This is a genomic window from Streptomyces curacoi (genome assembly GCF_001513975.1).
Taxonomy (GTDB): domain Bacteria; phylum Actinomycetota; class Actinomycetes; order Streptomycetales; family Streptomycetaceae; genus Streptomyces; species Streptomyces curacoi.
The window spans coordinates 25323-52007 of record NZ_KQ947997.1 but is presented as its reverse complement, the minus strand read 5'-3'; the positions used below and the strand labels follow the sequence as shown (position 1 = coordinate 52007).

General features: G+C 69.7%; 22 protein-coding genes and 5 tRNA genes. 12 read left to right on the top strand and 15 right to left on the bottom strand.

Annotated elements, in window-relative coordinates:
- Positions 1-289 precede the first annotated feature (289 nt).
- Entirely contained in the window at positions 290-883 is a 594-nt protein-coding gene (gene leuD, locus AQI70_RS34525) for a 3-isopropylmalate dehydratase small subunit (RefSeq protein ID WP_003997612.1), read from the bottom strand.
- Positions 884-889: 6 nt separating this feature from the next.
- Entirely contained in the window at positions 890-2320 is a 1431-nt protein-coding gene (leuC, locus tag AQI70_RS34520) for a 3-isopropylmalate dehydratase large subunit (protein ID WP_062156394.1), read from the bottom strand.
- 326 nt (positions 2321-2646) lie between these two features.
- Between leuC and ndgR the strand changes: the two genes are divergently transcribed.
- Complete coding sequence (gene ndgR / locus AQI70_RS34515) at positions 2647-3363, top strand: IclR family transcriptional regulator NdgR (RefSeq protein ID WP_003997614.1); 717 nt, start codon at positions 2647-2649, stop codon at positions 3361-3363.
- 81 nt (positions 3364-3444) lie between these two features.
- Here ndgR and AQI70_RS34510 read toward each other — a convergent pair whose 3' ends face one another.
- Complete coding sequence (locus tag AQI70_RS34510) at positions 3445-3966, bottom strand: DUF4188 domain-containing protein (protein ID WP_062156393.1); 522 nt, start codon at positions 3964-3966, stop codon at positions 3445-3447.
- Between the two features lie 89 nt (positions 3967-4055).
- Between AQI70_RS34510 and AQI70_RS34505 the strand changes: the two genes are divergently transcribed.
- Entirely contained in the window at positions 4056-4709 is a 654-nt protein-coding gene (locus tag AQI70_RS34505; RefSeq protein ID WP_062156392.1) for a MerR family transcriptional regulator, read from the top strand.
- Positions 4710-4764: 55 nt separating this feature from the next.
- Here AQI70_RS34505 and AQI70_RS34500 read toward each other — a convergent pair.
- From AQI70_RS34500 to AQI70_RS34465, 8 genes are all read right to left on the bottom strand, one after another.
- A tRNA-Glu gene (locus AQI70_RS34500) sits at positions 4765-4837 on the bottom strand.
- 28 nt (positions 4838-4865) lie between these two features.
- Positions 4866-4937 (bottom strand) — tRNA-Gln (locus tag AQI70_RS34495).
- A 19-nt stretch (positions 4938-4956) separates the two neighbouring features.
- Positions 4957-5029 (bottom strand) — tRNA-Glu (locus AQI70_RS34490).
- Between the two features lie 29 nt (positions 5030-5058).
- A tRNA-Glu gene (locus AQI70_RS34485) sits at positions 5059-5131 on the bottom strand.
- 21 nt (positions 5132-5152) lie between these two features.
- Positions 5153-5224 (bottom strand) — tRNA-Gln (locus tag AQI70_RS34480).
- A 93-nt stretch (positions 5225-5317) separates the two neighbouring features.
- Complete coding sequence (locus AQI70_RS34475; protein ID WP_062156465.1) at positions 5318-6061, bottom strand: HAD family hydrolase; 744 nt, start codon at positions 6059-6061, stop codon at positions 5318-5320.
- A gap of 770 nt (positions 6062-6831) precedes the next feature.
- Entirely contained in the window at positions 6832-8316 is a 1485-nt protein-coding gene (gltX, locus tag AQI70_RS34470; protein WP_079051600.1) for a glutamate--tRNA ligase, read from the bottom strand.
- On the bottom strand, positions 8300-9085 hold the full coding sequence (locus tag AQI70_RS34465; protein ID WP_062156390.1) for a fumarylacetoacetate hydrolase family protein: 786 nt from the start codon (positions 9083-9085) through the stop codon (positions 8300-8302). Before AQI70_RS34465 ends, gltX begins: the two co-directional genes overlap by 17 nt.
- Positions 9086-9350: 265 nt before the next feature.
- Here AQI70_RS34465 and AQI70_RS34460 point away from each other — a divergent pair, with 265 nt between their 5' ends.
- Together AQI70_RS34460 and AQI70_RS34455 are read left to right on the top strand one after the other, a co-directional pair.
- The gene (locus tag AQI70_RS34460; RefSeq protein ID WP_062156389.1) at positions 9351-9791 is read left to right on the top strand and encodes a peptidase inhibitor family I36 protein; all 441 of its coding nucleotides are present in this window, start codon (positions 9351-9353) and stop codon (positions 9789-9791) included.
- Positions 9792-9879: 88 nt separating this feature from the next.
- On the top strand, positions 9880-10836 hold the full coding sequence (locus tag AQI70_RS34455; protein ID WP_244181958.1) for a hypothetical protein: 957 nt from the start codon (positions 9880-9882) through the stop codon (positions 10834-10836).
- A gap of 46 nt (positions 10837-10882) precedes the next feature.
- Here AQI70_RS34455 and AQI70_RS34450 read toward each other — a convergent pair whose 3' ends face one another.
- A complete protein-coding gene (locus tag AQI70_RS34450; protein ID WP_003997622.1) occupies positions 10883-11074 on the bottom strand; it encodes a hypothetical protein in 192 nt (63 codons plus the stop codon).
- A 602-nt stretch (positions 11075-11676) separates the two neighbouring features.
- Here AQI70_RS34450 and AQI70_RS34445 point away from each other — a divergent pair.
- The 8 genes from AQI70_RS34445 (at position 11677) to AQI70_RS34410 (ending at position 22150) form a co-directional block, all read left to right on the top strand.
- Positions 11677-15399 (top strand): sensor histidine kinase, encoded by a 3723-nt coding sequence (locus AQI70_RS34445; RefSeq protein WP_062156387.1) that lies wholly within the window; start codon positions 11677-11679, stop codon positions 15397-15399.
- A 9-nt stretch (positions 15400-15408) separates the two neighbouring features.
- Positions 15409-15822, top strand: a complete 414-nt coding sequence (locus tag AQI70_RS34440; protein WP_023546525.1) for a roadblock/LC7 domain-containing protein — start codon at positions 15409-15411, stop codon at positions 15820-15822.
- Between the two features lie 113 nt (positions 15823-15935).
- A complete protein-coding gene (locus AQI70_RS34435; protein WP_003997626.1) occupies positions 15936-16334 on the top strand; it encodes a DUF742 domain-containing protein in 399 nt (132 codons plus the stop codon).
- The gene (locus tag AQI70_RS34430; protein WP_063801653.1) at positions 16315-16890 is read left to right on the top strand and encodes a GTP-binding protein; all 576 of its coding nucleotides are present in this window, start codon (positions 16315-16317) and stop codon (positions 16888-16890) included. Before AQI70_RS34435 ends, AQI70_RS34430 begins: the two co-directional genes overlap by 20 nt.
- A gap of 387 nt (positions 16891-17277) precedes the next feature.
- Positions 17278-20496 (top strand): sensor histidine kinase, encoded by a 3219-nt coding sequence (locus AQI70_RS34425; RefSeq protein ID WP_062156386.1) that lies wholly within the window; start codon positions 17278-17280, stop codon positions 20494-20496.
- A 10-nt stretch (positions 20497-20506) separates the two neighbouring features.
- On the top strand, positions 20507-20920 hold the full coding sequence (locus AQI70_RS34420; RefSeq protein ID WP_004983065.1) for a roadblock/LC7 domain-containing protein: 414 nt from the start codon (positions 20507-20509) through the stop codon (positions 20918-20920).
- 95 nt (positions 20921-21015) lie between these two features.
- Positions 21016-21588, top strand: coding sequence for a DUF742 domain-containing protein (locus AQI70_RS34415; protein WP_062156385.1), 573 nt, complete (start codon positions 21016-21018; stop codon positions 21586-21588).
- Positions 21569-22150 (top strand): GTP-binding protein, encoded by a 582-nt coding sequence (locus AQI70_RS34410; protein WP_062156384.1) that lies wholly within the window; start codon positions 21569-21571, stop codon positions 22148-22150. Before AQI70_RS34415 ends, AQI70_RS34410 begins: the two co-directional genes overlap by 20 nt.
- A gap of 217 nt (positions 22151-22367) precedes the next feature.
- Here AQI70_RS34410 and AQI70_RS34405 read toward each other — a convergent pair whose 3' ends face one another.
- From AQI70_RS34405 to AQI70_RS34395, 3 genes are all read right to left on the bottom strand, one after another.
- A complete protein-coding gene (locus AQI70_RS34405; RefSeq protein ID WP_062156383.1) occupies positions 22368-22559 on the bottom strand; it encodes an acyl-CoA carboxylase subunit epsilon in 192 nt (63 codons plus the stop codon).
- A 24-nt stretch (positions 22560-22583) separates the two neighbouring features.
- Positions 22584-24167, bottom strand: a complete 1584-nt coding sequence (locus AQI70_RS34400) for an acyl-CoA carboxylase subunit beta (protein ID WP_062156382.1) — start codon at positions 24165-24167, stop codon at positions 22584-22586.
- A 154-nt stretch (positions 24168-24321) separates the two neighbouring features.
- Positions 24322-26649, bottom strand: a complete 2328-nt coding sequence (locus AQI70_RS34395) for a polysaccharide lyase 8 family protein (RefSeq protein ID WP_425264654.1) — start codon at positions 26647-26649, stop codon at positions 24322-24324.
- Between the last annotated feature and the right edge of the window lie 36 nt (positions 26650-26685).

Here is a 26685-nt window from a genome sequence, read left to right as displayed (position 1 = left end):
GCGAGTTGTCGCCTGCTCGGGGTCGCAACTCGGGCCGCAAACGGCCTTGTGGGCTCACCTGGCAGCCACCGCTACAAGGCTCGCGTACCCCAACAACACCCCGTTTAACGTGGGAAGTTGGGTTCGGCCGCGAGCGGGGCAGGGCCGTTCGGGTGCAGACATGGCAGTACCCCCGATCGGAGCTGATCGGGGGTACTGCGCGGGTGTTTTGGTGGCCGAAAGTGGCCTTGTGCGGAAGCTTCGGTTCGGCTCGGAAAGCGCTTCGGCCCGAACCGGAAGACTCTTCGGCTCAGATCTGGAGCGTGCGCGGCTTGAACGACGGCCGCTTCGCCTCGTACGCGGCGATGTCGGCCTCGTTCTGCAGGGTGATCGAGATGTCGTCGAGGCCGTTCAGCAGCCGCCAGCGGGAGTTCTCGTCCAGCTCGAAGGAGGCGGTGATGCCCTCGGCCCGCACCTCACGAGCCTCAAGGTCCACAGTGACCTCAGCGGTCGCGTCCTTCTCGACGAGCTCCCACAGCGCGTCCACGATCTTCTGCTCCAGAACCACCGTGAGCAGGCCGTTCTTGAGCGAGTTGCCGCGGAAGATGTCCGCGAAGCGCGAGGAGATGACGGCCTTGAAGCCGTAGTTCTGCAGCGCCCACACGGCGTGCTCACGGGAGGAACCGGTGCCGAAGTCGGGACCGGCGACCAGCACTGTGGCGCCCTGCCGCTCGGGGCGGTTGAGCACGAACTCCGGGTCCTTGCGCCAGGCCTCGAACAGCCCGTCCTCGAACCCGTCCCGGGTCACCTTCTTGAGCCAGTGAGCAGGGATGATCTGGTCGGTGTCGACGTTGGAGCGGCGCAGCGGGACGGCCCGGCCGGTGTGCGTGGTGAATGCTTCCATGACTTCTCAGACTCCAGCGGGCGTACGGGTCTCGGCGTCGGACAGGTCGGCCGGGGAGGCCAGGTGGCCCAGGACCGCGGTGGCCGCCGCGACCTGCGGCGACACCAGGTGCGTACGACCGCCCTTGCCCTGCCGGCCCTCGAAGTTGCGGTTGGAGGTGGACGCGGAGCGCTCGCCGGGGGCGAGCTGGTCCGGGTTCATGCCCAGGCACATCGAGCAGCCCGCGTGCCGCCACTCGGCGCCGGCCTCCTTGAAGACGACGTCCAGGCCCTCGGAGACGGCCTGCAGACCGACCCGCGCGGAGCCCGGCACGACCAGCATCCGTACGCCGTCGGCGACTTTGCGGCCCTTCAGCAGCTCGGCGGCGGCGCGCAGGTCCTCGATGCGGCCGTTGGTGCAGGAACCTACGAAGACGGTGTCCACCTTGATGGAGCGCAGCGACTGGCCGGCCTCCAACCCCATGTATTCCAGGGCCTTTTCGGCGGCGAGGCGCTCCGAAGCGTCTTCGTACGAAGCCGGGTCGGGGACGGACGCCGAAAGCGGAGCGCCCTGGCCCGGGTTGGTGCCCCAGGTGACGAACGGCGACAGCTCGGCGGCCTCGATGACCACCTCGGCGTCGAACTCGGCGTCCTCGTCCGTTTTCAGCGTCTTCCAGTACGCGACCGCGGCGTCCCAGTCCTCGCCCTCGGGCGCGTGCGGGCGGCCCTTGAGGTACTCGAAGGTGGTCTCGTCGGGGGCGATCATGCCCGCGCGGGCGCCGGCCTCGATCGACATGTTGCAGATGGTCATCCGGGCCTCCATCGAGAGCTTCTCGATGGCCTCGCCGCGGTACTCCAGGACATAGCCCTGGCCGCCGCCCGTACCGATCTTGGCGATGATCGCCAGGATCAGGTCCTTGGCGGTGACGCCCTCGGGCAGTTCGCCGTTGACGGTGATGGCCATGGTCTTCGGGCGGGCCATGGGCAGCGTCTGGGTGGCCAGCACGTGCTCCACCTGGGAGGTGCCGATGCCGAACGCCAGACCGCCGAAGGCGCCGTGCGTGGAGGTGTGCGAGTCACCGCAGACGACGGTCATGCCCGGCTGGGTCAGCCCGAGCTGCGGACCCACCACATGCACGACACCCTGCTCGACGTCGCCCAGCGGGTGCAGGCGCACCCCGAACTCGGCGGCGTTCTTGCGCAGCGTCTCCAGCTGGATCCGGGAGACCGGGTCGGCGATGGGCTTGTCGATGTCGAGGGTCGGGGTGTTGTGGTCCTCGGTGGCGATGGTCAGGTCGAGCCGGCGCACCCTGCGACCGCTCTTGCGGAGGCCGTCGAAGGCCTGCGGGCTGGTCACCTCGTGCAGCAGGTGGAGATCGATGAAGAGGAGGTCGGGCTCGCCCTCGGCGCGCCGGACGACATGGTCGTCCCAGACCTTCTCCGCGAGTGTCCTACCCATCGCTTTCCCTCCGGCCGGCATACGGTCCACCGGCCCAACTAGAGATCTTGAGAAGGCGGCCACCGCCCTCTTTCATTGGCTCGTTCGCCTCCGGGGCGCTCTCAGCCGGTGTCGAGAGGTCGACCGTGCTCAGCCCTTCGGGCCTCCGCGCGCTCGACCTCTCGACACCGGCGCGCCCCTTCGGCTCACTCGGTGCCCCCGCTTCCGGGCGTCCGCCGCCAGGCCCGTTCAGGTTTACGGGCCGCTCTGCCTTCGTTCTTCCAGAGTGGCGTGTTCCACGGAAAATTGAACTTGCGTTTCACAGAGTGAGACGCGAGTATCGTTTCATGGACAACAGTAGCGGCGTCGGCGTTCTGGACAAGGCAGCCCTTGTCCTGAGCGCCCTGGAGTCCGGTCCGGCCACCCTCGCGGGGCTCGTCTCAGCCACCGGACTGGCACGACCCACGGCCCATCGACTGGCCGTGGCCCTTGAGCACCACCGCATGGTGGCGCGTGACATGCAGGGCCGTTTCATTCTCGGCCCTCGCCTCGCGGAGCTGGCCGCGGCGGCCGGTGAGGACCGTCTCCTCGCCACGGCCGGCCCGGTCCTCACCCACCTCCGTGACGTCACGGGCGAGAGTGCACAGCTCTACCGCCGCCAGGGCGACATGCGCATCTGCGTCGCCGCGGCCGAGCGTCTGTCCGGCCTGCGGGACACGGTCCCGGTCGGCTCGACGCTCACGATGAAGGCGGGTTCCTCGGCCCAGATCCTCATGGCCTGGGAGGAACCGGAGCGCCTGCACCGCGGCCTGCAGGGCGCCCGCTTCACGGCCACCGCGCTCTCGGGCGTACGACGCCGTGGCTGGGCCCAGTCGATCGGCGAGCGCGAGCCGGGTGTCGCGTCCGTCTCCGCGCCCGTACGCGGCCCGTCGAACCGCGTGGTGGCCGCCGTGTCGGTCTCCGGCCCCATCGAGCGCCTCACCCGCCACCCGGGCCGTATGCACGCCCAGGCGGTCATCGACGCCGCGGCCCGCCTCTCCGAGGCCCTGCGCCGCTCCGGCTGACCTCCGGAGACATCGGACACATCGACGAGGGGACCTGCCTCAACGCCGCGGCAGGCCCCCTCGTTCCCCCGATCCCCCCGGTCACCCGGCCTCTTCGGCCACCCCTGCCGCCGACCGGTGCGCGAACCGGTCCCTCGCGTAGCGGCCCCGCCTCTCGACGGGCACCTGCCCGTGCGCCGCGGCGAGCCCGAACGCCGGCATGTCCGCGTAGACCGACTCGTACGCCCCCTCCGGCACGACGTAGGCCTCGTGCCAGATCCCCACGTGCCCGCGCGTCTTCCCCGCCCGCTCCTTGCGGTTGATGATCCCCCACACCCGGTGGTGGAACATGTCGGGCGCCGTCGCGTACGCGTAGAGCTTCTCCTTGGACTCCCAGTACTGGACGACGTAGTACGTCCGCGGCGACGCCGTCAGCAGCACGCGCCCCAGCAGCCCCCGGTCGCCGTCCCGCGCAAGCTCCCCCAGCATGCGGAACATCGACAGCGCGACCGGCAGCCACTGGTGCGCCGCCCAGAAGTGGTTGATCCGCATCCCGATGAGCAGGACCACCACATCGCCCTCGGCGTCCGCGGTCGTACGACCCAGCACCGGTTCAGCGAACATGGCGACCCCCTGGCTCCCACACGGGATAGCGGCACTATCCTTCTGGTCGATGCTTGGATAGTGGCACTGTCCAACGAAGGGCGCAAGAGATGCGACTGGCGGAGCTCAGCGAGCGCAGCGGGGTGCCGATCGCGACGATCAAGTACTACCTGCGTGAAGGCCTGTTGACGCCCGGCCGCCAGATCAACGCCCGCACCGCCGAGTACGACGAGGACCATCTGCGCCGGCTGCGCCTGGTCCGCGCGATGATCCAGGTCGGCCGGGTGCCGGTGGCGACGGTCCGGGAGGTGCTCGGGCACGTCGACGACGACTCCCTCCCCCGCACGATCCGGCTGGGCGCGGCGCTATGGGCCTTGCCACAGGTCCCCGAGCCGGACGAGGAGGACGAGTACGTCCGGGGCGCGCACGAGGTGGCGGATCAACTGCTGGAGTCCCTGGGCTGGTCGAACGCGCAGGCACTGGTCACCATCTCGCCCTCCTACCGTTCGCTGGTGGTGGCGATGGCCGCGCTCCGGCGGCTCGGTTACGACTGGGACCCTCAACTGCTGCTGGCGTACGCGCGATTGATGCACGGGGCGGCCGTCCTGGACCTGGACTTCGTGGAGACCCATGCGTCGGAGGCCGAGAAGGTCGAGACGGCGGTCCTGGGGGCGATCCTCGTCGAGCCGATGCTGCAGGCCCTGCACCGGCTCGCACAGGAGGAGGAGTCGGCACGGCGGTACGGCTTCGGCGATCAGGAATGACGGCGACCGGGAACGACGAAGGCCCTCCACCGAAGTGGAGGGCCTTCCCTGTGCGTACCCCCGACCGGATTCGAACCGGCGCTACCGCCTTGAGAGGGCGGCGTGCTAGGCCGCTACACAACGGGGGCGTGGACTCTACGTTTCCGCAGGTCCGAGCTGGTCTACCTGGACTCGAACCAAGACTAACTGAACCAGAATCAGTCGTGCTGCCAATTACACCATAGACCAATGTGGTTTAGACCAGCAGTACCCCCGACCGGATTCGAACCGGCGCTACCGCCTTGAGAGGGCGGCGTGCTAGGCCGCTACACAACGGGGGCCCTAGCGATCCCGAGAAGATCGGAATCAGTACCCCCGACCGGATTCGAACCGGCGCTACTGCCTTGAGAGGGCAGCGTGCTAGGCCGCTACACAACGGGGGCTTTGCAGATGAGCTCTGCGAGCTGGCCTACCTGGACTCGAACCAAGACTAACTGAACCAGAATCAGTCGTGCTGCCAATTACACCATAGGCCACTGGAACGCAAGCCCCGGAGGGGGATCTTGTTCTAGTTCGCTCCCCCGGGTTTCCGGCCTTTCGGCCCGCTCCCCGGCGGCGCAGGAAGAACATTACCCGAAGGTGGACGGGGCTCCAAAACGAGTATCCGAGCCGAGGAGCGCGGGGAGTTCGGCGAGCGAGGCGATCCGGTGCGGTCCGCCGTTCGCCAGGACGAGTGCGTCATCGCTGGTGTACACGCCGTCACGGTTGATCCAGACCGACAGCAGCCCGGCGTCCGCGGCGCCGCGCCCGTCGATCTCCGGGTGATCGCCGACGTACGCGACGTGGTGCGGGGCGAGGTCCAGGGCGGCGCAGGCGGCGTGGAAGGCGCCGGCGTCCGGCTTGGAGACGCCGAGCTCGGCCGCGCACAGGATGGCCTCGAAGCGCTCGTGGACGCCGAGCGCGCGGAGCTTGCGGTCCTGGACATGGATGCTGGAGTTGGACAGCACCGCGTGCCGGTGGCTGGCGGCGAGGGCGTCCAGGACGGGCAGGACGTCCGGGAAGAGGTTCCAGACGGTCTCGTAGTGCGCGACGTATCGCTGGAACCACGCGTCGGCCTCGGCGTCGCTCAGTTCCTCGCCCAGGAACACCCGTACCCGGTCCCGGCGCTGCCCCTCGAAGGACACCTCACCCGCCGAGAACCGCGCCCACTGCATGTCGGTGATCTCCCGCCAGCGGACGATGGCCTGCTCGACGCTGTCGTACGCGTCCAGCAGGCCCTCGGCCACCAGGTGCAGACGCATGCCGGCGCGGTCGGCACCCGTGTAGTCGAAGAGGGTGTCGTCCACGTCCCAGACCACAGCTTTGATCGGCATGACACCGACGGTACTGCCGGACGGCTGGGGGTTCGGGGGTTGTCCGCCGAAAAGCGCGGCGTCGAGGACGCGGCGGCCGTCGCCCCAGTGGCCGTCCCAGGCGGCGCGGACGGCGGCGCGCTTCGTGCTGCGGGCCGCCAGGGGGTCATCGTCGTCGGGCCGCCCGGTGTGGGGCCGGTCCGTGCCTGGGGCGGGCCGATGCCGCCCGAAGGATGAGCTGAGCGCGGTGGTCGCGGCACCGGTCACGAGGGAGCGGGCGCTGAGGGCGGGCTGGGTGCCGCCCTGGACGAAGTCCGGGTTTGCGGCGAGGACTTGGCCGCCCGCGACGGCTTCGAGCCGGCCGGGCAGCCCGGCGACCGTGGTGGGCTCGGTGCCGGGCTCGGCGTCGACGCGGATCACCTTCCAGGGCTCCGCCGGTGTCCTGGGTCAGCACGCTCCAGCCAGTCGGAATCGTGACGGTGGAGCGGTGCGGCCCAGCTGCCGCGAAGGGGCAGCTCAGGTTGCGGGTGCTGGAGCTGGGTGGAGGGCGGGTGCCGCAGCGTGGTGGGACCGACGAGCGAAAGACCGACCCAGAGCCATGACCGGGCGAGCACCTGCGCAAGGCGTACGTGGCTCCCGGTGTCGTGCTGGAGTACATGGTGGCCGGCGCGATCATGGTCATCGTGGTGCTGGAGATCTTCGACGAGAGCCACTGCCTGGTGGACGAGAACGACGCCTGAGGACACACGAAGGGCGGCGCCCGAACCGGACGCCGCCCCGCTGTGCACGTGCTAGGCGGCCAGCTTCGCCAGTGCCGCGTCGATCCGGGCCAGGGTCTTCTCCTTGCCCAGGACCTCCAGGGACTCGAAGAGGGGCAGACCGACCGTGCGGCCGGTGACGGCGACGCGGACCGGGGCCTGGGCCTTGCCGAGCTTCAGGCCGTGGGCCTCGCCCGCCGCCAGGACGGCGTCCTTCAGGGAGTCCGGGGACGTCCAGTCGGCCGCCTCCAGCTTCTCGCGGGCGGTGCGCAGGAGGGCGTCGGAGCCCTCCTTCATGGCCTTCATCCAGCTGGCCTCGTCCTCCACCGGCTCCGGCAGGAACAGGAAGTCGACGTTGTCCGTGATCTCCGACAGGACCTTGAGGCGGGTCTGCGCGTGCGGGGCGATCGCCTGCCACTTCACCTCGTCGAAGGCCTCCGGGGCCCACGGGGCGAACGGGGCCTGGAGCCACGGGCGGCAGCGCTCCGTGAAGTCCTTCACATCGAGCAGGCGGATGTGGTCGCCGTTGATCGACTCGCACTTCTTCAGGTCGAAGCGGGCCGGGTTGGGGTTGACGTCCGCGATGTCGAAGGCCGCGACCATCTCGTCCATCGTGAAGATGTCCTGGTCGGCGGAGAGCGACCAGCCGAGCAGGGAGAGGTAGTTGAGCAGGCCCTCGGGGAGGAAGCCGCGCTCGCGGTAGAGGTTCAGCGAGGACTGCGGGTCACGCTTGGAGAGCTTCTTGTTGCCCTCGCCCATCACGTACGGCAGGTGGCCGAACTCGGGGATGCCCTTGGCGATGCCCAGCTCCATCAGCGCCTTGTACAGGGCGATCTGACGGGGCGTCGAGGAGAGCAGGTCCTCGCCGCGCAGGACGTGGGTGATCTCCATCAGGGCGTCGTCGACCGGGTTGACGAGGGTGTAGAGCGGGGCGCCGTTGGCGCGGACGATGCCGTAGTCCGGGACGTTCTCCGGCGTGAACGTCAGCTCGCCGCGGACCAGGTCCGTGAAGGTGATCGTCTCGTCGGGCATGCGGAAGCGGACGATCGGCTCGCGGCCCTGGGCCTTGTACTCCTCGACCTGCGCCTCGCTCAGCTCGCGGCAGTGGCCGTCGTAGCCCGAGGGCTTGCCGGCGGCGCGGGCGGCCTCGCGGCGGGTGTCCAGCTCCTCCTGGGAGCAGTAGCAGTGGTAGGCGTAGCCGCCGTCGAGCAGCTTCTGCGCGACCTCCTTGTAGAGGTCCATGCGCTGCGACTGGCGGTACGGCGCGTGCGGGCCGCCGACCTCGGGGCCCTCGTCCCAGTCGAAGCCGAGCCAGCGCATCGAGTCGAGCAGCTGGTTGTAGGACTCCTCCGAGTCGCGGGCCGCGTCGGTGTCCTCGATGCGGAAGACCAGGGTGCCCTGGTGGTGCCGGGCGAACGCCCAGTTGAACAGGGCGGTGCGGACCAGACCCACATGCGGGTTACCGGTGGGCGAGGGGCAGAAACGTACGCGGACGGGTGCGCTAGCCACGCTTGACAACCTTGTTGGTGAGAGTGCCGATGCCTTCGATGGTGACGGCGACCTCGTCGCCGACGTTGAGGGGGCCGACCCCTGCCGGGGTGCCCGTGAGGATCACGTCGCCGGGGAGCAGCGTCATGGCCTCGGAGATGTTGACGATCAGGTCCTCGATCGGGTGGATCATCTCGCTGGTGCGGCCGAGCTGGCGCTGTTCGCCGTTGACCGTGAGCTGGATGGTCAGGTCGGACGCGGTCTCCAGGGCCAGGTCCGTCTCCACCCAGGGGCCCAGCGGGCAGGACGTGTCGAAGCCCTTCGCCCGTGCCCACTGCTTTTCGCGCTTCTGGACGTCGCGGGCGGTGATGTCGTTGGCGCAGGTGTAGCCGAAGATCACGTCCTTGACGCGCTCGCGCGGGACCTCACGGCACATACGGCCGATGACGACGGCCAGTTCGGCCTCGTGGTGGAGGTCCTCGGAGAAGGACGGGTACTGGATCTCGTCACCGGGTCCGATCACCGCGGTGGACGGCTTGAAGAAGGCGAACGGGGCGTCCGGCACCTCGTTGCCGAGTTCGCGCGCGTGCTCGGCGTAGTTGCGGCCGAAGGCCACGACCTTGTTGGGGAGCACCGGCGGCAGCAGCCTGACCTTGCTCAGCGGCACCTTCGTACCGGAGAGCTCGAAGTCCGCGAACGGGATGCCCTTGATGATGTCGAGGACGAGCTCGTCCGGCTTGTCACCCTCGACCGCGCCGAAGGCGACGTTCCCGTCGATGGAGAATCTGGCGATGCGCACGGGATCCTTGCGCCCCTCACTGAGATCTGGTGTGCGTGTCGGTGGACCAACCGGCCCGCGAGCCGACGCTGGACGCTCCAGGCTAACCGGTCGGGCGGCTTGATCATCGGTCGGCGTGGCGAGCGGCCGGCCGGAGCCGTGGCCCGCGGCGAGTGGCCGGAAATCGATTGTCGTGATCCGGTCATCCACATAGGCTCTTCACGAAATCGACCACGGATCATCGGATTGACCGCCGATTGCCGGGTCCAGAAGCGAGGGGGATCTCATGAAAGCATCGCGCAAGGTCCTGTCCGCGGCTATCGCCATTCCCGCCGCGGCCGTAGCCGTGCTGGGGATGGCGCCCATGGCGCACGCCGAGGCGCGAGCCACGTGCCCGGACTGGGAGAAGGACTGCGCCGTCTTCTACTACAACAGCAACAAGCAGGGCTCGCGCACCGCTTTCACGCATGACGGTGTGTCCAACCTCGCCGGCTACACGTTCCTGTCGTCCGGTGCCGGCAAGGGCCTGCCCGTGAAGAACAACGCGGCCTCGTTCTGGAACGCGAGCGTCGACAGCATCGCCACGGTCTTCTATCACAGCAACTACGACGGCGCCTGCGACACGTTCGCGCCGCTCGCGGACACCGACCGGCTTGCCAAGACGTACAACGAGAACGCCTCGTTCGACTTCGACCGGCGTGGCGACAACTGCTACAAGTGGGACTAGGACGCCACCCGTAGAAAACGGCACATGACCCCGTGCAGGGCCATCCGGTCCTGTGCGGGGCTCCGCCGTATCCGGGAAATCCAGGGTCATGTTTTCCCCAGAGACGTTTGGACTCATGAGACGTTTGGCGCGTTTGGCGATCCCCGCCCTCTCCCTGTCGCTGCTGGTCGGCTGCGCCTCGCAGGAGGCGTCCGGCCCGAGCCCCGCCAGGACCTCCGCCGCCGCCCCCGAGCCGAGCCCGGACCCCTCGTCACCTGGGACGTCGCCGGGGAGGTACGACTACACGTTCCGGCTGCCCATCGCCGAGTACAGCTACACCGATGCCGAGTACGAGGTGATCCGCTCGGCGGAACAGGTACTGGCCCGTGACTGCATGAAAGGCTTCGGTCTGACCTACCGGCCGCCGGAGAGTTCCGCTCCCGTGGCGGCGCAGGATCGCCGGTACGGGATAACGGACCTGGACAGCGCGCGGCGCTACGGATACCGGATGCCGCCGCTGCCGGCCGCACCGAAAGCGAAGCTCACCAAGGACCAGATCACGGTCCTCTACGGAAAAAGGTCCCTGGAGAACGGCGCGGACGACCGGGCGAAGCTGGAGTACCGGGGGAAGGAAGTGCCGGACAACGGCTGCCTGGGGAAAGCGATCCTCGACTTCCGCAAACCGTATGAATACCGGGAGGGATCCGCGGCGGCGAGCCGTATCGCCGGGGACAGCTACGAGGCCTCGCTTTCGGCGCCGAAGGTCCAGGCCGCGTTCAAGGAATGGTCCACCTGCATGAAGCAGAAGGGGTACGACTACCCCTCTCCGGTGGACGCGATCCAGTCGCCGTCCTTCCTCAAGGGAAAGGTCTCGGCCAAAGAAAGAGAAACAGCGGCGGCCGACGTCGCGTGCAAGCGGAGCACCGGCCTTCTGGAAACGTGGTTCGAGACCGAGTCGGCGATCCAGAAAGACATGATCAAGAAAGATGTGACGCTGCTCCGCAAGCTCGACGAGCTGCATGGGAAAAAGCTGAGGGCGGCCAGAAAAATACTCGCCGAGGCATAAGCCGCACGAAGACGAGGCTCCCTGGCCGGCCAGGGAGCCTCACCGACTACTCCGCGACGGCCGACGCGCCGACCGGGACCTCCACCAGGACCGTGCGCCGCGGGTTGGCGGTCTGCGCGGGGAGGTCGACGGAGTGCTCCGGACGCTCCGGGGTCTGCAGTTCGTCGGCGTCGTCGAGGTGCGCCAGCGTCGTGCGCCGCGGGTTGGCTATCGTGCGGAACATCATCGTCGTCTTCACGGTTGTACTGAGCCCTGTCGTGACAAGGCGCCGGGGCGGGCCCTGGGGGCCTGCGTCCGGGCGCGGGTTGGCAGAAACTTCCCTCTTGTAAAGCGTCAGGCTAAACATGCGATTCCCCCGGGAAGCCGTGAAGACCCCTAGATCCGCATGTGAGTTTGCTCACGGATCCGCGGGCAAATCGGTCAATTCAGGCCCGCGATCCACCCCATCGAAACGGACATTGCCCACCTGAACCCATCATTCCGCTCCTGATCATGGCGACTGGGACACCTACCCCACCCGAGCGGCTCGCGGGCATAAGTCCGTTATGGTCGAGATTGGTTTCTACGGCAGGTAACCTCGCACTCACGCCGTGTCATGTATGTCACGGCTCGACCTACGGGCCTTGTTGGAGATCCTGCACTGTGCTGGAATTCCACGGACCGCCGCAGGATCGAGCCGGCGCACAGGGGGCGCACCGAGCGCCTAGTGGCGGCGAGAAGGGGGAGCCAGCGCCGGTCACCCAAGACCACCGGAGAGCGTGTTCAGGACGCTCTCTACTACGCCGACACCCGTCCTTCCGTTCACGCGGAGGGGCGCCTGGTCCAGAGGTTGCGACGCTAGTGCAGGGACGTTTCAAGAGGGATGGCAGCGCTTCGGCGGAGCCGGAGCACGGCGGGACCGACCGAGGTCCCTCGCCCCAGCACGCCCAGAACCCGGGCCCGGCCCCGTCCGTCGAAGGCGGTGAGCGCCCCGGGCGCCCCGCCGTGTCGGCGTCCTCGGGGGCGGCGAACCCCTCCGCGCCATCCGCGAAGAAGCCGCCGAAGGGCTCGCCGGGCCCCGGCTCGCGAATAGCCCTGCGCAACTGGCGTATCTCCACCCGTCTGGTGGCGCTGCTGACACTCCCCGTGGTCGCGGCCACCTCGCTGGGTGCCCTGCGCATCAGCGACAACATGGACGACATCCAGCAGCTCGACAACATGAAGCTGCTGACGGACATGACCAAGCGGGCCACCGAGCTCGCCGCGGCGCTCCAGGAGGAGCGCGACCAGTCCGCCGGCCCCCTCGCACACGGCGCCAGGGCGACCGACTACACGGTCAAGGGCTACCGGGACAAGACCGACCGGGCCATGACCAGCTTCATCGAGGCCTCCGAGGAGATCGACGACAACAGCAAGGACGGCAACCTCAAGGGCGTCCGCGACAACCTCGTCCAGCTCGTCGGCGACCTGGGCGGCATCGCGAAGATCCGCAACAGCGCCTACGAGGCCCAGGAGAACTCCACCCAGACCGTGGAGGCCTACCACCGCCTGATCACCAACCTGCTGGGCCTCTCCCAGGACATGGCGGAGGCCACCAGCAACCCGGAGATGATCCAGAGCACCCGTGCCCTGGCGGCCTTCTCCAACGCCAAGGAGTACGCGTCGATCCAGCGTGCCGTCCTCGCGGCGGCGCTGCCCGCGAACGACGACACCGTCGGCGATCTCTCCGAGAACGACCGGCTGTACGCCGAGTCGGCCCTGACGAGCCAGCGGTCCGAGATCAAGGCCTTCCGCAACATCTACGGCACGCAGCGCGCCGCCGACCTGCTGAAGTCGATCGAGCAGAACAACCCGACGATCACGGCCAGCGACAAGTACGCCAACCGTGCGCTCGGCAACCCGAACGCCCTCAACGACCTGGAGAAGCGTTCCTACAAGGACTGGGTGGACGACAGCACCACCAAGATCCAGCAGATGCGGGCCATCGAGACCACGCTGCTGGAGGACATGGAGCAGAAGGCCCGCGAGCTGCGCAACGAGTCGGAGCGCGAGGCGATCATCTCCGGTGCGCTGATCCTGCTCGTGCTCGGTGTCTCGCTGGTCGGCGCGTTCGTCGTGGCCCGGTCCATGATCCGCTCGCTGCGCCGCCTGGAGGAGACCGCCACCAAGGTCGCCCAGGACCGGCTGCCCGAGCTGGTCAAGCAGCTGTCGGAGTCCGACCCGCAGGACGTCGACACCTCCGTCGAGTCCGTCGGTGTGCACTCCCGGGACGAGATCGGCCAGGTGGCCGCGGCCTTCGACGACGTGCACCGCGAGGCGGTCCGCCTCGCCGCCGAGCAGGCCCTGCTGCGGGGCAACGTCAACGCGATGTTCACCAACCTCTCGCGCCGCTCCCAGGGCCTCATCCAGCGTCAGCTGTCGCTCATCTCCGAACTGGAGTCCCGCGAGGCCGACCCGGACCAGCTGTCCTCGCTGTTCAAGCTCGACCACCTCGCGACGCGTATGCGCCGTAACGGTGAGAACCTCCTCGTCCTCGCGGGTGAGGAGCCCGGCCGCCGCTGGACCCGCCCGGTCCCGCTGGTCGACGTGCTCCGCGCCGCCGCGTCCGAGGTGGAGCAGTACGAGCGCATCGAGCTGTCCTCCGTGCCGACCACCGAGGTCGCCGGCCGCGTGGTCAACGACCTCGTGCACCTGCTCGCCGAGCTGCTGGAGAACGCGACCTCGTTCTCCTCCCCGCAGACCAAGGTCAAGGTCACCGGTCACGCGCTGCCCGACGGCCGCGTGCTGATCGAGATCCACGACACCGGCATCGGCCTCTCCCCCGAGGACCTCGCCGCGATCAACGAGCGGCTCGCCTCGCCGCCCACCGTGGACGTCTCCGTCTCCCGCCGCATGGGTCTGTTCGTGGTCGGCCGGCTGTCGCAGCGCCACGGCATCCGCATCCAGCTGCGCCCCTCCGACTCCGGTGGTACGACCGCGCTGGTCATGCTCCCCGTCGACGTCGCCCAGGGCGGCAAGAAGCCCGCTCCGGGCAAGCCCGGTCCGAACGGTCCCGGTTCCTCCGGTGGTCCCGCCGCCGCGCAGGCCGCCGCCGGTGCGGCCGCCGCCCGGCGCCAGGCCCAGGCCGGTGGCGGCTCCCTCGGCGCGGGTGCGCCGGGTGGTGCGCTCGGTGCCGGTGCGGGCTCCGGTGGCCGGCTCGGTGCCGGTCAGGGGCCGCGGGCCGCGCTGCCGGGCCGGGACGGCGGTGGCCTTCCGGGCGGGCCGGGTGCGCCGCGTGGACCGCAGGGTCCGGGCGCCCCGTCGCAGGGCCGGGGTGCTCCCGCCGGTGCCAGTGCCGGGTTCGGTGGCCAGGCTCCGGGTGCTCCGCAGGGTCTGCAGGCCGCGGGTACCGGTCAGGACGCCTTCGGCTCGGGCCAGGACCCCTTCGGCGGCACCCATGGCGCCTCCTCCGGCCGCGATCAGTCCCGGTCGGCTGGTCCTTCGGCGCCGCAGTCCGAGCAGGGCCGTCGGGGCCGCCAGCCGCAGCTGCCGCCGCGCGGTGGCGCGCGTGCCGAGCTGCCGGGCGGCAACCAGCCCTCCCGCCCCAGCTGGAGCGACGAGAACGCGCAGCCGCCGGTGCCGCGCGCCTCGCTCGACGCCCCGCGCGGGCACGACGAGGACCCCGCGCAGACCTCCCGGATGCCGCGGATCGACGACCGCCAGGGCCCCGGCTCCACCTCGGAGTTCGCCCGTCCGGACTTCGACGCCCCGGCGCCCGGTGCCTACAACCCGCAGAGCACCGGCCAGTTCGCCCGTCCCGATGAGAGCGGCCCGCAGAACACCGGCCAGTTCGTCCGCTCGGACGTCTTCGGCACCCCGGGCGGGGAGAACAACTCGTCGCAGACGGGCCAGTTCGCCGCCCCGCAGGGCTACGACAGCAGCTCGACCGGGCAGCACTCCCTGCCCGGCCACCAGAGCCCCGAGTCCACCGTTCAGTTCGACCGGTCCCAGGTCAACGGCACGTACGGCGGCGGTTCCGGCTACGGCGCCGGGCAGCCCCCGGTGGCGCCCCGGCCCCAGCAGCGGCCCGCCCGGCAGGAGCCCGAGGCCCTGCCGCCCGCGACGGGTCCCGGTGACGGTCGTACCCCGCTGTACGACACGCTGGAGACCAACTGGTTCCACGGCGGCCCGCAGGGACGTCAGCCCGGCGCGGGCGACTCGGCTCCGGCCGCCGCCCCGCAGCAGGAGCCGCAGGCTCCCGCGGAGCGGCCGCAGCCGTCCTCCGCTCCCCAGCGGACCGCATCGACCGGCTGGCGCAGCTCGCCGAACGACGACCTCGTCCGGCAGGCGGAGCGCGTACGGCAGCCGGCCGCGGGCGGAGTCACCACCTCCGGCCTGCCGCGCCGGGTGCCCAGGGCGAACCTCGTCCCGGGTACGGCTCAGCAGCAACAGCACCAAACCGGTCCGCAGGTCTCGCGTGCGCCTGACGACGTACGTGGCCGGCTGACCAATCTCCGTCGGGGTATCGCGCAGGGTCGCCAGGCTGGTACTGGTACCGGTCAGACCGGCAGCTTCCCGAGCCCCACTCACCAGCAGGAGCGTTAGTTGAGCCAGATGAGCCAGGCAGCACAGAACCTCAACTGGTTGATCACCAACTTCGTGGACAACACCCCCGGGGTGTCCCACACCGTCGTCGTCTCCGCCGACGGTCTTCTGCTGGCGATGTCGGAGGGCTTCCCGCGCGACCGTGCCGACCAGCTGGCGGCCGTCGCGTCGGGTCTGACCTCACTGACGGCCGGAGCCTCCCGAATCTTCGAGGGCGGCACGGTGGCGCAGACCGTCGTCGAGATGGAACGGGGTTTTCTCTTCCTCATGTCCGTCTCGGACGGTTCGTCGCTCGCCGTCCTGGCCCACCCCGAATGCGACATCGGCCTCGTCGGCTACGAGATGGCGCTGCTGGTCGACCGCGCGGGCGCGGTACTCACGCCCGACCTGCGCGCCGAGCTCCAAGGCAGTCTGCTCCACTGATCACCGCCTGATCCACCCGTCTCACCAAATCACCGTCCGGCCGCCACAATCCCCTTACTGGCCCTCACCCGACGGCTTGACTGACCAACTTGCTGTCCCCGCCCGGAGGATCCATGACCCCGCCCACCGCCTCTCATGATCCGTACGCGGAGCCGTACGAGGATGAGGGCGACCAGCCGCTGGTACGGCCGTACGCGATGACCGGCGGCCGGACCCGGCCGCGCTACCAGCTGGCCATCGAGGCCCTGATCAGCACCACGGCCGACCCGGCAGCGCTCATGGGGCTCCTCCCGGAGCACCAGCGCATCTGCCATCTGTGCCGTGAGGTGAAGTCGGTCGCCGAGGTCTCCGCGCTGCTGTCCATGCCGCTGGGCGTGGCCAGGATCCTGGTCGCGGACCTCGCGGAGGCCGGCCTGGTCGCCATTCACCAGCCGGGTGGCGACGAGAACAACGGCGGCGCTCCGGATGTGACGCTGCTCGAAAGGGTGCTCAGTGGACTTCGCAAGCTCTGAACCGGGCCGTTCGACCACCTCCGCCAAGATAGTGGTGGCGGGTGGCTTCGGCGTGGGCAAGACCACGTTCGTGGGCGCCGTCTCGGAGATCAACCCGCTGCGCACGGAGGCCGTGATGACGTCCGCGAGCGCGGGCATCGACGACCTCACGCACACCGGGGACAAGACCACCACCACGGTCGCCATGGACTTCGGCCGTATCACCCTGGACCAGGACCTGATCCTGTACCTCTTCGGTACACCCGGCCAGGACCGCTTCTGGTTCATGTGGGACGACCTGGTGCGCGGTGCCATCGGCGCCGTCGTCCTGGTCGACACCCGCCGCCTCGCCGACTGCTTCCCGGCCGTCGACTACTTCGAGAACAGCGGCCTTCCCTTCGTCGTCGCCCTCAACGGCTTCGACGGGCACCAGCCGTACCAGCCCGAGGAAGTGCGCGAGGCGCTGCAGATCGGTCCGGACACCCCGATCATCACGACGGACGCCCGGCACCGCTCGGATGCCAAGAGTGCGCTGATCACGCTGGTGGAGCACGCGCTGATGGCCCGGCTGCGGTAGGGCAAGTCGGCAGCGTCGTACGGCAGTTGTCGTAGATGCCGCGGAGCCGACTGTGGCCTTTGACACGGTCGGCTTCGTTGTTCATAACGTTTCGGCAGAGGAATCGGGTGGTATGGCCACTCGTCGCGGTCAACCGGTGTCGCTGCGCGCACAAAGGCCCCGCCTTTTGGCGGGGCTCGCTCTTTATGACCGTTTTATCTGGGGCTTACATCACTCCGAATCCGCCGCTTCCACTGTTTGGAAGAGCGCAGGCCGACGTGCTGGAATGCCTGAACTGCCCAATAGTCAAAGACGTACTCAGCAGTACTGCGTACTCGATGGCGAACTGGGCTCTGAGACACTGCGGCACAACGTAGGTGCCGACCCCGCCGGAAGGTTGTTGGTCGAGTGAGGCGAAGCAAGAACAGTCCCGAGCCGTCGGCCCGGGGCAACTTCACCCCGCCGCCGCGCGGAGCGGCGCCCGCCCCTGTGCCCGGATCGGAACCAACGGCCGCACCTGCGCCGAGCGGCGGCCGTCTCTCCCCGCGCAACTGGCGCGTGCCGACCAGGCTGAACGCGATCCTGCTCATACCCGTGCTGGTCGGCCTCGTCATGGGCGGCTTCCAGGTGAAGAGCTCGATCGACACCTGGCAGGAGGCCGAGGACGCGGAGAACACCGCGCGTCTGGTGCGCGCCGCTCTCAACTACGCCGACGCCCTCTACAACGAACGTGATGTGACGGCCGCCCCGCTGCTGCAGGGCAAGGGCGAGGACGACCCCACGGTCACCAAGGCCCGCGACCTCACCGACAAGGCGGCCGACGAGTTCGACGAGGCGGCGCAGAGCATGCCGGGGAAGGCGGGCCTGGAGCGCCGCCTGAGGCTGTTCCGCGAGGCCGAGCCAGGGCTCACCGACCTGCGCGCGCAGGCCTACGGCAGCAAGCTCACCGGTGTGCAGACCGAAGAGGGCTACGTCGAGGTCGCGCACCCCCTGACGGAGTTCGCCAACGAGCTCGGTCTGGGCACCGGCAACATCACCTCCTACGGCCGTACCGTCTACGCCATCGAGCTCACCAAGGCGGCCCTGTCGCTGCAGCGCTCCATCGGCATGCACCTGCTGATCAAGCCCGGCCCGACGCCGACCAGCTTCGCCAGCCAGCGGGTGGCCCTGACCTCGTACGCCTACCTCGAAGGCATCGCCATCGAGGAGTACAAGGGCGGTGGCACCGAGGCCGACGCGCAGAAGCTCAAGGACGCCGAGGTGGACATCCGGGCCCAGGGTGCGGCCCTGGCCAAGGAGGCCGCGGCCAAGAACCCGGACTACGTGCCGCCGCCGGCCAAGCCCACCGACATGGTCAAGGCCATCGCCGGTCTGAAGACCACGGACGCCTCCGAGCGCGCCCTGCTCGCCCAGAAGGGCGTCTCCGCCCAGAACTGGTGGGCGGTCAACACCCTCAAGTTCAACGCCTACCGCCAGATCGAGTCCGACCTGGCCGACACCGCGGTGAACGAGGCCTCCGACATCGCCGACGGCGCCAAGCGCGACGCGCTCGTCACCGGTGCCGCCGTCGTGGTCGCCCTGCTCGCCGCGTTCATCCTGGCCGGCATGGTCGCCCGCCAGATGAGCCGCTCGATGCGCCAGCTGCGCAACGCCGCCTTCGGCATCGCCGAGCAGCGTCTGCCGATGCTGGTCGACCAGCTCTCGCGCACCGACCCCGGCCGCGTGGACACCCGTGTCGCGCCCATCCCGATCAACACCCGCGACGAGATCGGCGAGGTCGCCCGCGCCTTCGACCAGGTCCACCGCGAGGCGGTCCGGCTCGCCGCCGAGCAGGCCCTGCTGCGGGGCAACATCAACGCGATCTTCACCAACCTGTCGCGCCGCAACCAGTCGCTGATCGAGGGCCAACTGACCCTGATCACCGACCTGGAGAACAACGAGGCCGACCCGGACCAGCTGGAGAACCTCTTCAAGCTGGACCACCTGGCGACCCGTATGCGCCGCAACGGCGAGAACCTCCTGGTCCTCGCCGGCGAGGAGCCCGGCCGCCGCTGGGACCAGCCGGTCCCGCTGGTCGACGTCCTGCGCGCCGCCTCCTCCGAGGTGGAGCAGTACGAGCGCATCGAGCTGTCGGGCGTCCCGGAGGCCGAGATCCACGGCCGCGCGGTCACCGACCTCGTGCACCTGCTGGCCGAGCTGCTGGAGAACGCGACGACGTTCTCCTCCCCGCAGACCAAGGTCCGCGTCACCGCGACCCGTCTCCCCGACGGCCGCATCATGATCGAGATCCACGACAAGGGCATCGGCCTCACCGCCGAGGACTTCGCGGACATCAACCACAAGCTCGCGAACCCGCCCACCGTCGACGCGGCGATATCCCAGCGCATGGGTCTGTTCGTGGTCGGCCGGCTGTCCGACCGGCACGGCATCCGCGTCCAGCTGCGCCCCTCCGGAGAGCAGGCCGGCACCACCTCGCTGGTCATGCTGCCGGACGCGATCACCCACGGCGGTGGCGGCGAGCAGCAGCCGGTCCAGGACGAGTTCACCGTCTCGCAGATCATCCCGGAGCAGAACTTCCAGGGTGAGAACTTCAGCCAGCCGCTGCGCACGGCCGCCGAGCTCGGCTTCGACGACAGCCGGTACACCGAGATCCCCGACGACATCCGCGAGCTGGACCCCGTCGGCCGCTCCCTGATGCGCGAGGAGCGCCGCGCGGCCCTGGAGGCCCAGTCCCACGGCCAGCAGCCCGGCCAGGAGGCCTCTGAGGCGCCCGGGTACGACGAGTTCACCGGTCAGCCGGCCTACGACGGCGGCCAGAACGGCTTCCCCGAGCAGTCCGGCGGCTACGACCCGCGGCCGTCGTACGAGGAACAGCAGGCGGCGTACGAGGAGCAGCAGCGTCCGTCGTACGACGACACGTACTACGCCCCGAACGGCGGCCTGCCGCAGAACGACGCCTTCCAGTCCGGCGGCGGCTACCCCGAGCCCTCCTATGCGGAGCCCGTCCGCGAGGAGCCCGCGGCCGCGAGCGCCTCTGCCCCGGAGACCTTCCCGGCCTTCGAACAGCGGCGTCAGCAGGACGACTGGCCGCAGTCGAACGGCTACCGCAACGGGTACCCGGACCAGTACGCTCCGGAAACGGAATCTGCGCAGGCCGATGACGCAAACGAGCGCGACCGCGTAGGCTTCGACCGTCCGGGACCGGCCCCCTCCGCCGCCCACGAGCTGACCGACGCCGGGCTTCCGCGCCGCGGTTCCCCCGCGAGCGGCACGAACGGCGCACGGCCCGTGCGGCAGGAAGCGCCGGCCCCCACACCGGACAGCAACGGCGACAGCAGCTGGCGTTCGCAGAACGACGACCGCTGGCAGCAGGCCGCCCAGCTCCGGAAGCCCAAGGCAGGCGGGGTGACCTCCTCCGGCCTGCCGCGGCGGGTACCCAAGGCCAACCTGGTCGAGGGAGCCGCCGCAGCCACCCCACAGGGCGGCCCACAGGTCTCCCGCGCTCCCGAGGACGTCCGGGGCAGGCTGAGCAACCTGCGCCGGGGTGTCCAGCGGGGTCGCAGTGCGGGAAGTGAAACGAACGGCCAGGGCTTCGGTCCTGACAGCACCTACAACCAGGAGCGTTAGTGTGAGCCCGATGAGCCAGGCGGCACAGAACCTGAACTGGTTGATCACCAACTTCGTGGACAACACCCCCGGGGTGTCGCACACGGTGGTGGTCTCCGCCGACGGACTCCTTCTGGCGATGTCCGAAGGCTTCCCCCGCGACCGCGCCGATCAGCTCGCGGCCGTCGCCTCCGGTCTGACGTCTCTGACGGCAGGCGCCTCCCGCATCTTCGAGGGCGGCAGTGTGAACCAGACGGTTGTGGAGATGGAGCGGGGATTCCTCTTCATCATGTCCATCTCGGATGGTTCGTCGCTTGCGGTTCTGGCACACCCGGAGGCGGACATCGGCCTCATTGGGTACGAGATGGCGCTTCTGGTCGACCGTGCCGGTACGGTCCTGACACCGGATCTGCGGGCGGAGCTCCAAGGGAGCCTGCTCAACTAACAGACAGTCGGTGCGTTTTGGCGTCCCGGGGCCGTAAGGTTTCGGGACGCGGCTCCACATGATGGGTGCCAGGCACAGTCGGAGGAGGAGAGAAAGTGGCAACACCCCCAGACGGTTCGTCATCGGGCAACTGGTCGTACGGCCCCGGTCAGGGTCACAACGACGGTTCCCAGAACCGGTACAACTTCCCCTCCTCGCCGAGCCAGCGGCAGCCGTACGCGCCGCAGGGCCCCGGGCCCTCGCCGTACGACCAGCCGCCGGCGCCGCGCATCCAGCCCGTGCAGCCGCAGCGACGCACCCCTGAGCCGGCGCCCGCCGGGGCGTCGAACAACCCCCTGGTGCGCCCGTACGCCATGACCGGCGGCCGGACGCGCCCGCGCTACCAGCTCGCCATCGAGGCACTGGTGCACACCACCGCGCAGCCGCACCAGATGCAGGGCCAGCTGCCCGAGCATCAGCGGATCTGCAACCTCTGCCGAGAGATCAAGTCGGTAGCCGAAATCTCGGCGTTGCTGACCATCCCCCTCGGCGTGGCCAGGATCCTCGTCGCCGACTTGGCGGAGGCGGGCCTGGTCGCCATCCATCAGCCCGGCGGCGACGAGAACGCCGGCGGCCAGCCAGACGTGACACTGCTCGAAAGGGTGCTCAGTGGACTTCGCAAGCTCTAGCGGAGGGCCTTCCCGCTCCACCACGTCCGCGAAGATCGTGGTGGCTGGCGGCTTCGGCGTGGGCAAGACCACGTTCGTCGGCGCCGTCTCGGAGATCAACCCGCTGCGCACCGAGGCCGTCATGACGTCAGCTTCGGCGGGCATCGACGACCTCACCCACACCGGAGACAAGACGACCACGACGGTCGCCATGGACTTCGGCCGTATCACCCTGGACCAGGACCTGATCCTGTACCTCTTCGGTACACCCGGCCAGGACCGCTTCTGGTTCATGTGGGACGACCTGGTGCGCGGTGCCATCGGCGCCGTCGTCCTGGTCGACACCCGCCGCCTCGCCGACTGCTTCCCGGCCGTCGACTACTTCGAGAACAGCGGCCTGCCGTTCGTCATCGCCCTCAACGGCTTCGACGGCAACCAGCCCTACTCGCCGGACGAGGTCCGCGAGGCGCTCCAGATCGGCCCCGACACGCCGATCATCACGACCGACGCCCGGCACCGGTCGGACGCCAAGTCGACGCTGATCACGCTGGTCGAGCACGCGCTGATGGCGCGGCTGCGGTAGCGGCATTCCACGGTCGGCCTCCGGCACGTTTCACTTGCGGCCCTCGTTCCTCCTGTGGGAGGGATGGGGGCCGCAAGTCGTTTGTCGGAGGGGGTACGGGGACGAGCGCGGGGCGGGATGCGTGTGGAGGCCGTCCTGCGCGGCTCCCGCCGGGTGCTGAACGCACCACGGCCCCGTCCTCCCGAAGGAGGACGGGGCCGTGACCGCACTCGGAAACTCAGCGCCAGCTGTGCGGTGCGCGGAAGCCGGGCTCGCGCTCCAGGCGGCGCCAGCCCGCCTTCGCGCGGCCCCGGGCCGGAGTCGGGGTGGCGGGCCGGGCGGCGGCGCGGGCCAGGAGGATCGCGGTGATGGCCGCGACTTCCTCGGGCTCGGCGTGGCCCTTCTCGACGCGAATGTCAGGGGAGTTCATAGGTCACAGTCTCCGTGAGAGAGGTTACTGCGGCGGGTTGCCGTGCTTGCGGGACGGCAGGTCGGCGTGCTTCGTGTGCAGCATGGCCAGGGAGCGGATGAGCACCTCGCGGGTTTCCGCGGGGTCGATCACGTCGTCCACCAGGCCGCGTTCGGCCGCGTAGTAGGGGTGCATGAGCTCGGACTTGTACTCCTTGACCATGCGGGCCCGCATGGCCTCGGGGTCCTCGGCCTCGGCGATCTGGCGGCGGAAGATGACGTTGGCCGCACCCTCCGCACCCATCACGGCGATCTCGTTCGTCGGCCAGGCATAGGTGAGGTCCGCGCCGATGGACTGGCTGTCCATGACGATGTACGCACCTCCGTACGCCTTGCGCAGGATCAGCGAGATCCGGGGGACGGTCGCGTTGCAGTAGGCGTAGAGGAGCTTCGCGCCGTGCCGGATGATTCCGCCGTGTTCCTGGTCGACGCCCGGGAGGAACCCGGGGACGTCCAGGAAGGTGACGATCGGAATGTTAAAAGCGTCACACATCTGGACAAAGCGCGCAGCTTTTTCCGACGCCTCGATGTCCAGTACACCGGCGAGCACCTGCGGCTGGTTGGCGATGATGCCGACCACCTGGCCGTCCAGTCGGGCCAGCGCACAGATGATGTTCCGCGCCCAGCGCTCGTGGACCTCCAGGTACTCGCCGTCGTCGACGATCTCCTCGATGACCTTGGCCATGTCGTACGGCCGGTTGCCGTCCGCCGGGACCAGGTCCAGCAGGACGTCCGACCGGCGGTCGGCGGCGTCCGCGCACTCCACCCGTGGCGGGTTCTCGCGGTTGTTCTGCGGGAGCAGCGACAGGAGGTAGCGGACCTCCGCGATGCACGTCTCCTCGTCGTCGTACGCGAAGTGGCAGACGCCGGAGGTCTCCGCGTGCACGTCCGCGCCGCCCAGGCCGTTCTGGGTGATCTCCTCGCCCGTCACCGCCTTGACCACGTCCGGACCCGTGATGAACATCTGGGACGTCTCGCGGACCATGAAGACGAAGTCCGTCAGGGCGGGCGAGTACGCCGCGCCGCCCGCGCAGGGGCCGAGCATGACCGAGATCTGCGGGATGACACCGCTCGCCTTGGTGTTGCGCTGGAAGATACCGCCGTAGCCGGCGAGGGCGGAGACGCCCTCCTGGATGCGGGCGCCCGCGCCGTCGTTCAGGGAGACCAGCGGGGCACCGGCCGCGATGGCCATGTCCATGATCTTGTGGATCTTCGTGGCGTGGGCCTCGCCCAGCGCGCCGCCGAAGACGCGGAAGTCATGGGCGTAGACGAAGACCGTACGGCCCTCCACCGTGCCCCAGCCGGTGATGACACCGTCGGTGTACGGCTTCTTGGCCTCCAGGCCGAAGCCCTGGGCGCGGTGCCGGCGCAGCTGCTCGACCTCCCGGAAGGAGCCCGGGTCCAGCAGCAGCTCGATCCGCTCCCGGGCGGTCAGCTTGCCCTTGGCGTGCTGCGCCGCGGTCGCCTTCTCGCTCGGGCCGGCCAGCGCCTGCGCACGGATCTCGTGCAGCTCCGCCGTACGCCCGCGGGCGTCGATCGGCTCACCCGGTGCCTCATCCAAAACGGTCATGTAGCGACCTTACGAAGGACACCAAGGAAAGCGAGCCGTTGACTCCGTACAGTCTCCGGAGCGTTTTCCTGGTACCCCTGAACAGAACCAAGACGGCATGCAGGCGTTCCGACTGCTCAGAGGGCGTGCCCCTTGTAGAGGTCGCACAAAGTCGTCAGCCGAGAGCCACCTCACACAAGTGGGTCGCGCATACCATCCCCGGAGTGACACGGACGCTCAGCCGGCGGCCTGTCGACAGGACCTCGACCGAGTCGTCGGCCCGCACGACCCGGCGTACGGGGTGGTCCCAGGTGATCTCCACCGGCTCGCCGGTGCGCGGCGGCTCGCTCACGCAGAGGGTAGCGGTGCGGCCCCTGCGGCGGAGCAGCACGCTCGCACCGGAGGAGGCGGTGAGCGGGCCCGCCGTGCCCGGCTGCCAGAAGGTGGCGGCGGTCAGGCCCGGGGAGGGGACGCGGACCGCCTGGCACGTGGCGTCGTTGGCGAGGACGGACAGCCAGCGGCTCCCGGCCGCGGCGCGGGCCGCGACCTCGCGTCGCCCGGCGCCGGGCATGAGCAGGTAGACGTACCTCGCGTCCGTCGGGTCCGTGCCGTGGTCCAGCCAGAGGGTCTGCCAGCGGCGGGTGCGGCGCTCGGTCGTACCGCCGGTGTTGATGTCGGCCCAGGCGCCGGTCCGGTCCTCGCGGAGGGTGCGCAGATCGCCGTACGGCACCACCCAGCCGCCGTGGCCTTCCAGGTGGGCCCAGCCGGGTCCGCGAACGAGCGCCTGGGTGCCGTTCTCCCCCAGGTTGCGGTTGTCGACGACCGTCTCGACGGGGACTCCGTCGGCGCAGGTGATCCCCGCTCCGAGGCAGATCACCGCGTCCGCGACGCAGAACCACGACTTGCGGGCCTCCAGCGTCGAGCCCAGACCCTTCAGATGCTGCCCGATCGCCGCGTACTCGCCGTCGGTCGTGCCGCCGACCCACCGTACGGCCGGCTTGGGCTCGCCCCACTCGCCGCCCGCCCGGTCGGGAAGGCGCTTGGTGGAGACGGTCGTGCCGGGGAGGCGGTACCAGTCGACGGTCGGCCAGTACCAGTCCGTGTACTGGTCGCCGAGGTCCTTCGCCCACCAGGAGAGCATCCCGGCGCCGGTGTGCCAGCCGCGCGGGTTCTCGCCGTTGCCGCACTCGTAGTACGCGATGCGGTCGCTGGCCATGGCGATGTTCGCGACGAAGCCCGGGCGGCGGTGCACGGCCCGGTCCATGGCGGCGAAGAGGTGGTGGCCGGCGGGGTCGGGGGCGGCCGGGACGGGTGACTCGGCGACGGCGTGCAGGCGCGCGAGGTCCGCGACGCCGAACTGACGTGCCGCCAGGATCGGGGTAACCGTGTCCCGTTCGATCCATCCCTTGATACGGCCGTACCAGCGCTCGCGTTCCGCCGCGCTCGCGCCGCCCGCGAGGAGGGCCATGGCGGCGATGACGCCCTGGCCGTGGAAGTGGTCGCTGCGCATCACGCGGCGGTCGTCGCTCTTGAGGTAACCCCGGCTGATGGCGCGGCCGTTGACGCTGTCCATCATCAAGCCGTCGTGGATGAGCGGGGCGAAGGCCCGCTCGACGCCGTCCAGGACGATCTGCTTGTTCGGGTCGGTCACCTCCCACTCGGATCCGGCGAGCAGGGCGAAGAGGCGGCCGAGGCCGTCGAGGAGGACCTGGCCGTAGGTGCCGGAGTAGGCGACCCAGGTGTGCTGGACGAACGAGCCGTCGGCGTAGAGGCCGTCGCCCTTCGTGACGTACGGGAAGACCGGGGAGAGCGCGTCACGGGCGAGCGCGATCTTGGCCGGGGCGCGGCCGAGGATGCCGCGCAGGGCGACGCTGCGGCACAGGTCGACGCGGTTGGCTCCGGTGGAGGTGCCGGAGTAGTCGGTGAGCATCGAGTCCGGGACGAAGTGGTCGACGGCGGCGCAGGCGGCGGCTCGCTGTGCGTCGGTGAGGTGGTCGTACAGGGCGGCCGTGAGGTCCATCAGCAGGCGGGGGCTGCCGATCTGCCACTCCCACCAGTTGCCGTAGCGGGTGGTGGAGGGGTTGTAGACGGTGGCGGAGAGGTGGTCGAGGCCGCGCAGGACGTCGGCGAGGAGGGCCGGGTCGCCGGTGGAGCCGGTGCCCGGCTGGACGTAGGCCTGGGCCATCCGCCACAGGCGGCTGTAGCTCTGGGTGATACCGGCGGGCGGGTCGTAGGGGTGGCCGGGCCACAGGGAGGTGGGCGTGGGGGCCATGGTGGCCTGGAAGCCGCGGGCGAGGGTGCCGGTCTCGGTGAGGCGGGAGGCGTACGGCTGCGCGGTGGGGTCGTAGCCGGTGCCGAGGGCGATGTCGAGCCAGCGCAGGCGGAGGGTGTCGTAGGGATCCGGGGCGGCTGCCGCTCGGGCAGGGGTCCCGGCCCCTCCGGCCAGGGTCGCGGTGAGGGCGGCGGCGTACAGGAAGGCACGGCGCGTAAGGGTCATGCTCATGCCCATACCCCATACGAAGCGTGACACCACGGACAC

Bases quoted from the DNA above. Each gene is read 5' to 3' on its own strand.
- leuD (WP_003997612.1), bottom strand. From the start codon at position 883: ATGGAAGCATTCACCACGCACACCGGCCGGGCCGTCCCGCTGCGCCGC.
- leuC (WP_062156394.1), bottom strand. From the start codon at position 2,320: ATGGGTAGGACACTCGCGGAGAAGGTCTGGGACGACCATGTCGTCCGG.
- ndgR (WP_003997614.1), top strand. From the start codon at position 2,647: ATGGACAACAGTAGCGGCGTCGGCGTTCTGGACAAGGCAGCCCTTGTC.
- AQI70_RS34510 (WP_062156393.1), bottom strand. From the start codon at position 3,966: ATGTTCGCTGAACCGGTGCTGGGTCGTACGACCGCGGACGCCGAGGGC.
- AQI70_RS34505 (WP_062156392.1), top strand. From the start codon at position 4,056: ATGCGACTGGCGGAGCTCAGCGAGCGCAGCGGGGTGCCGATCGCGACG.
- AQI70_RS34475 (WP_062156465.1), bottom strand. From the start codon at position 6,061: ATGCCGATCAAAGCTGTGGTCTGGGACGTGGACGACACCCTCTTCGAC.
- AQI70_RS34460 (WP_062156389.1), top strand. From the start codon at position 9,351: ATGAAAGCATCGCGCAAGGTCCTGTCCGCGGCTATCGCCATTCCCGCC.
- AQI70_RS34455 (WP_244181958.1), top strand. From the start codon at position 9,880: ATGTTTTCCCCAGAGACGTTTGGACTCATGAGACGTTTGGCGCGTTTG.
- AQI70_RS34440 (WP_023546525.1), top strand. From the start codon at position 15,409: ATGAGCCAGGCAGCACAGAACCTCAACTGGTTGATCACCAACTTCGTG.
- AQI70_RS34435 (WP_003997626.1), top strand. From the start codon at position 15,936: ATGACCCCGCCCACCGCCTCTCATGATCCGTACGCGGAGCCGTACGAG.
- AQI70_RS34420 (WP_004983065.1), top strand. From the start codon at position 20,507: ATGAGCCAGGCGGCACAGAACCTGAACTGGTTGATCACCAACTTCGTG.
- AQI70_RS34405 (WP_062156383.1), bottom strand. From the start codon at position 22,559: ATGAACTCCCCTGACATTCGCGTCGAGAAGGGCCACGCCGAGCCCGAG.
- AQI70_RS34400 (WP_062156382.1), bottom strand. From the start codon at position 24,167: ATGACCGTTTTGGATGAGGCACCGGGTGAGCCGATCGACGCCCGCGGG.
- AQI70_RS34395 (WP_425264654.1), bottom strand. From the start codon at position 26,649: ATGAGCATGACCCTTACGCGCCGTGCCTTCCTGTACGCCGCCGCCCTC.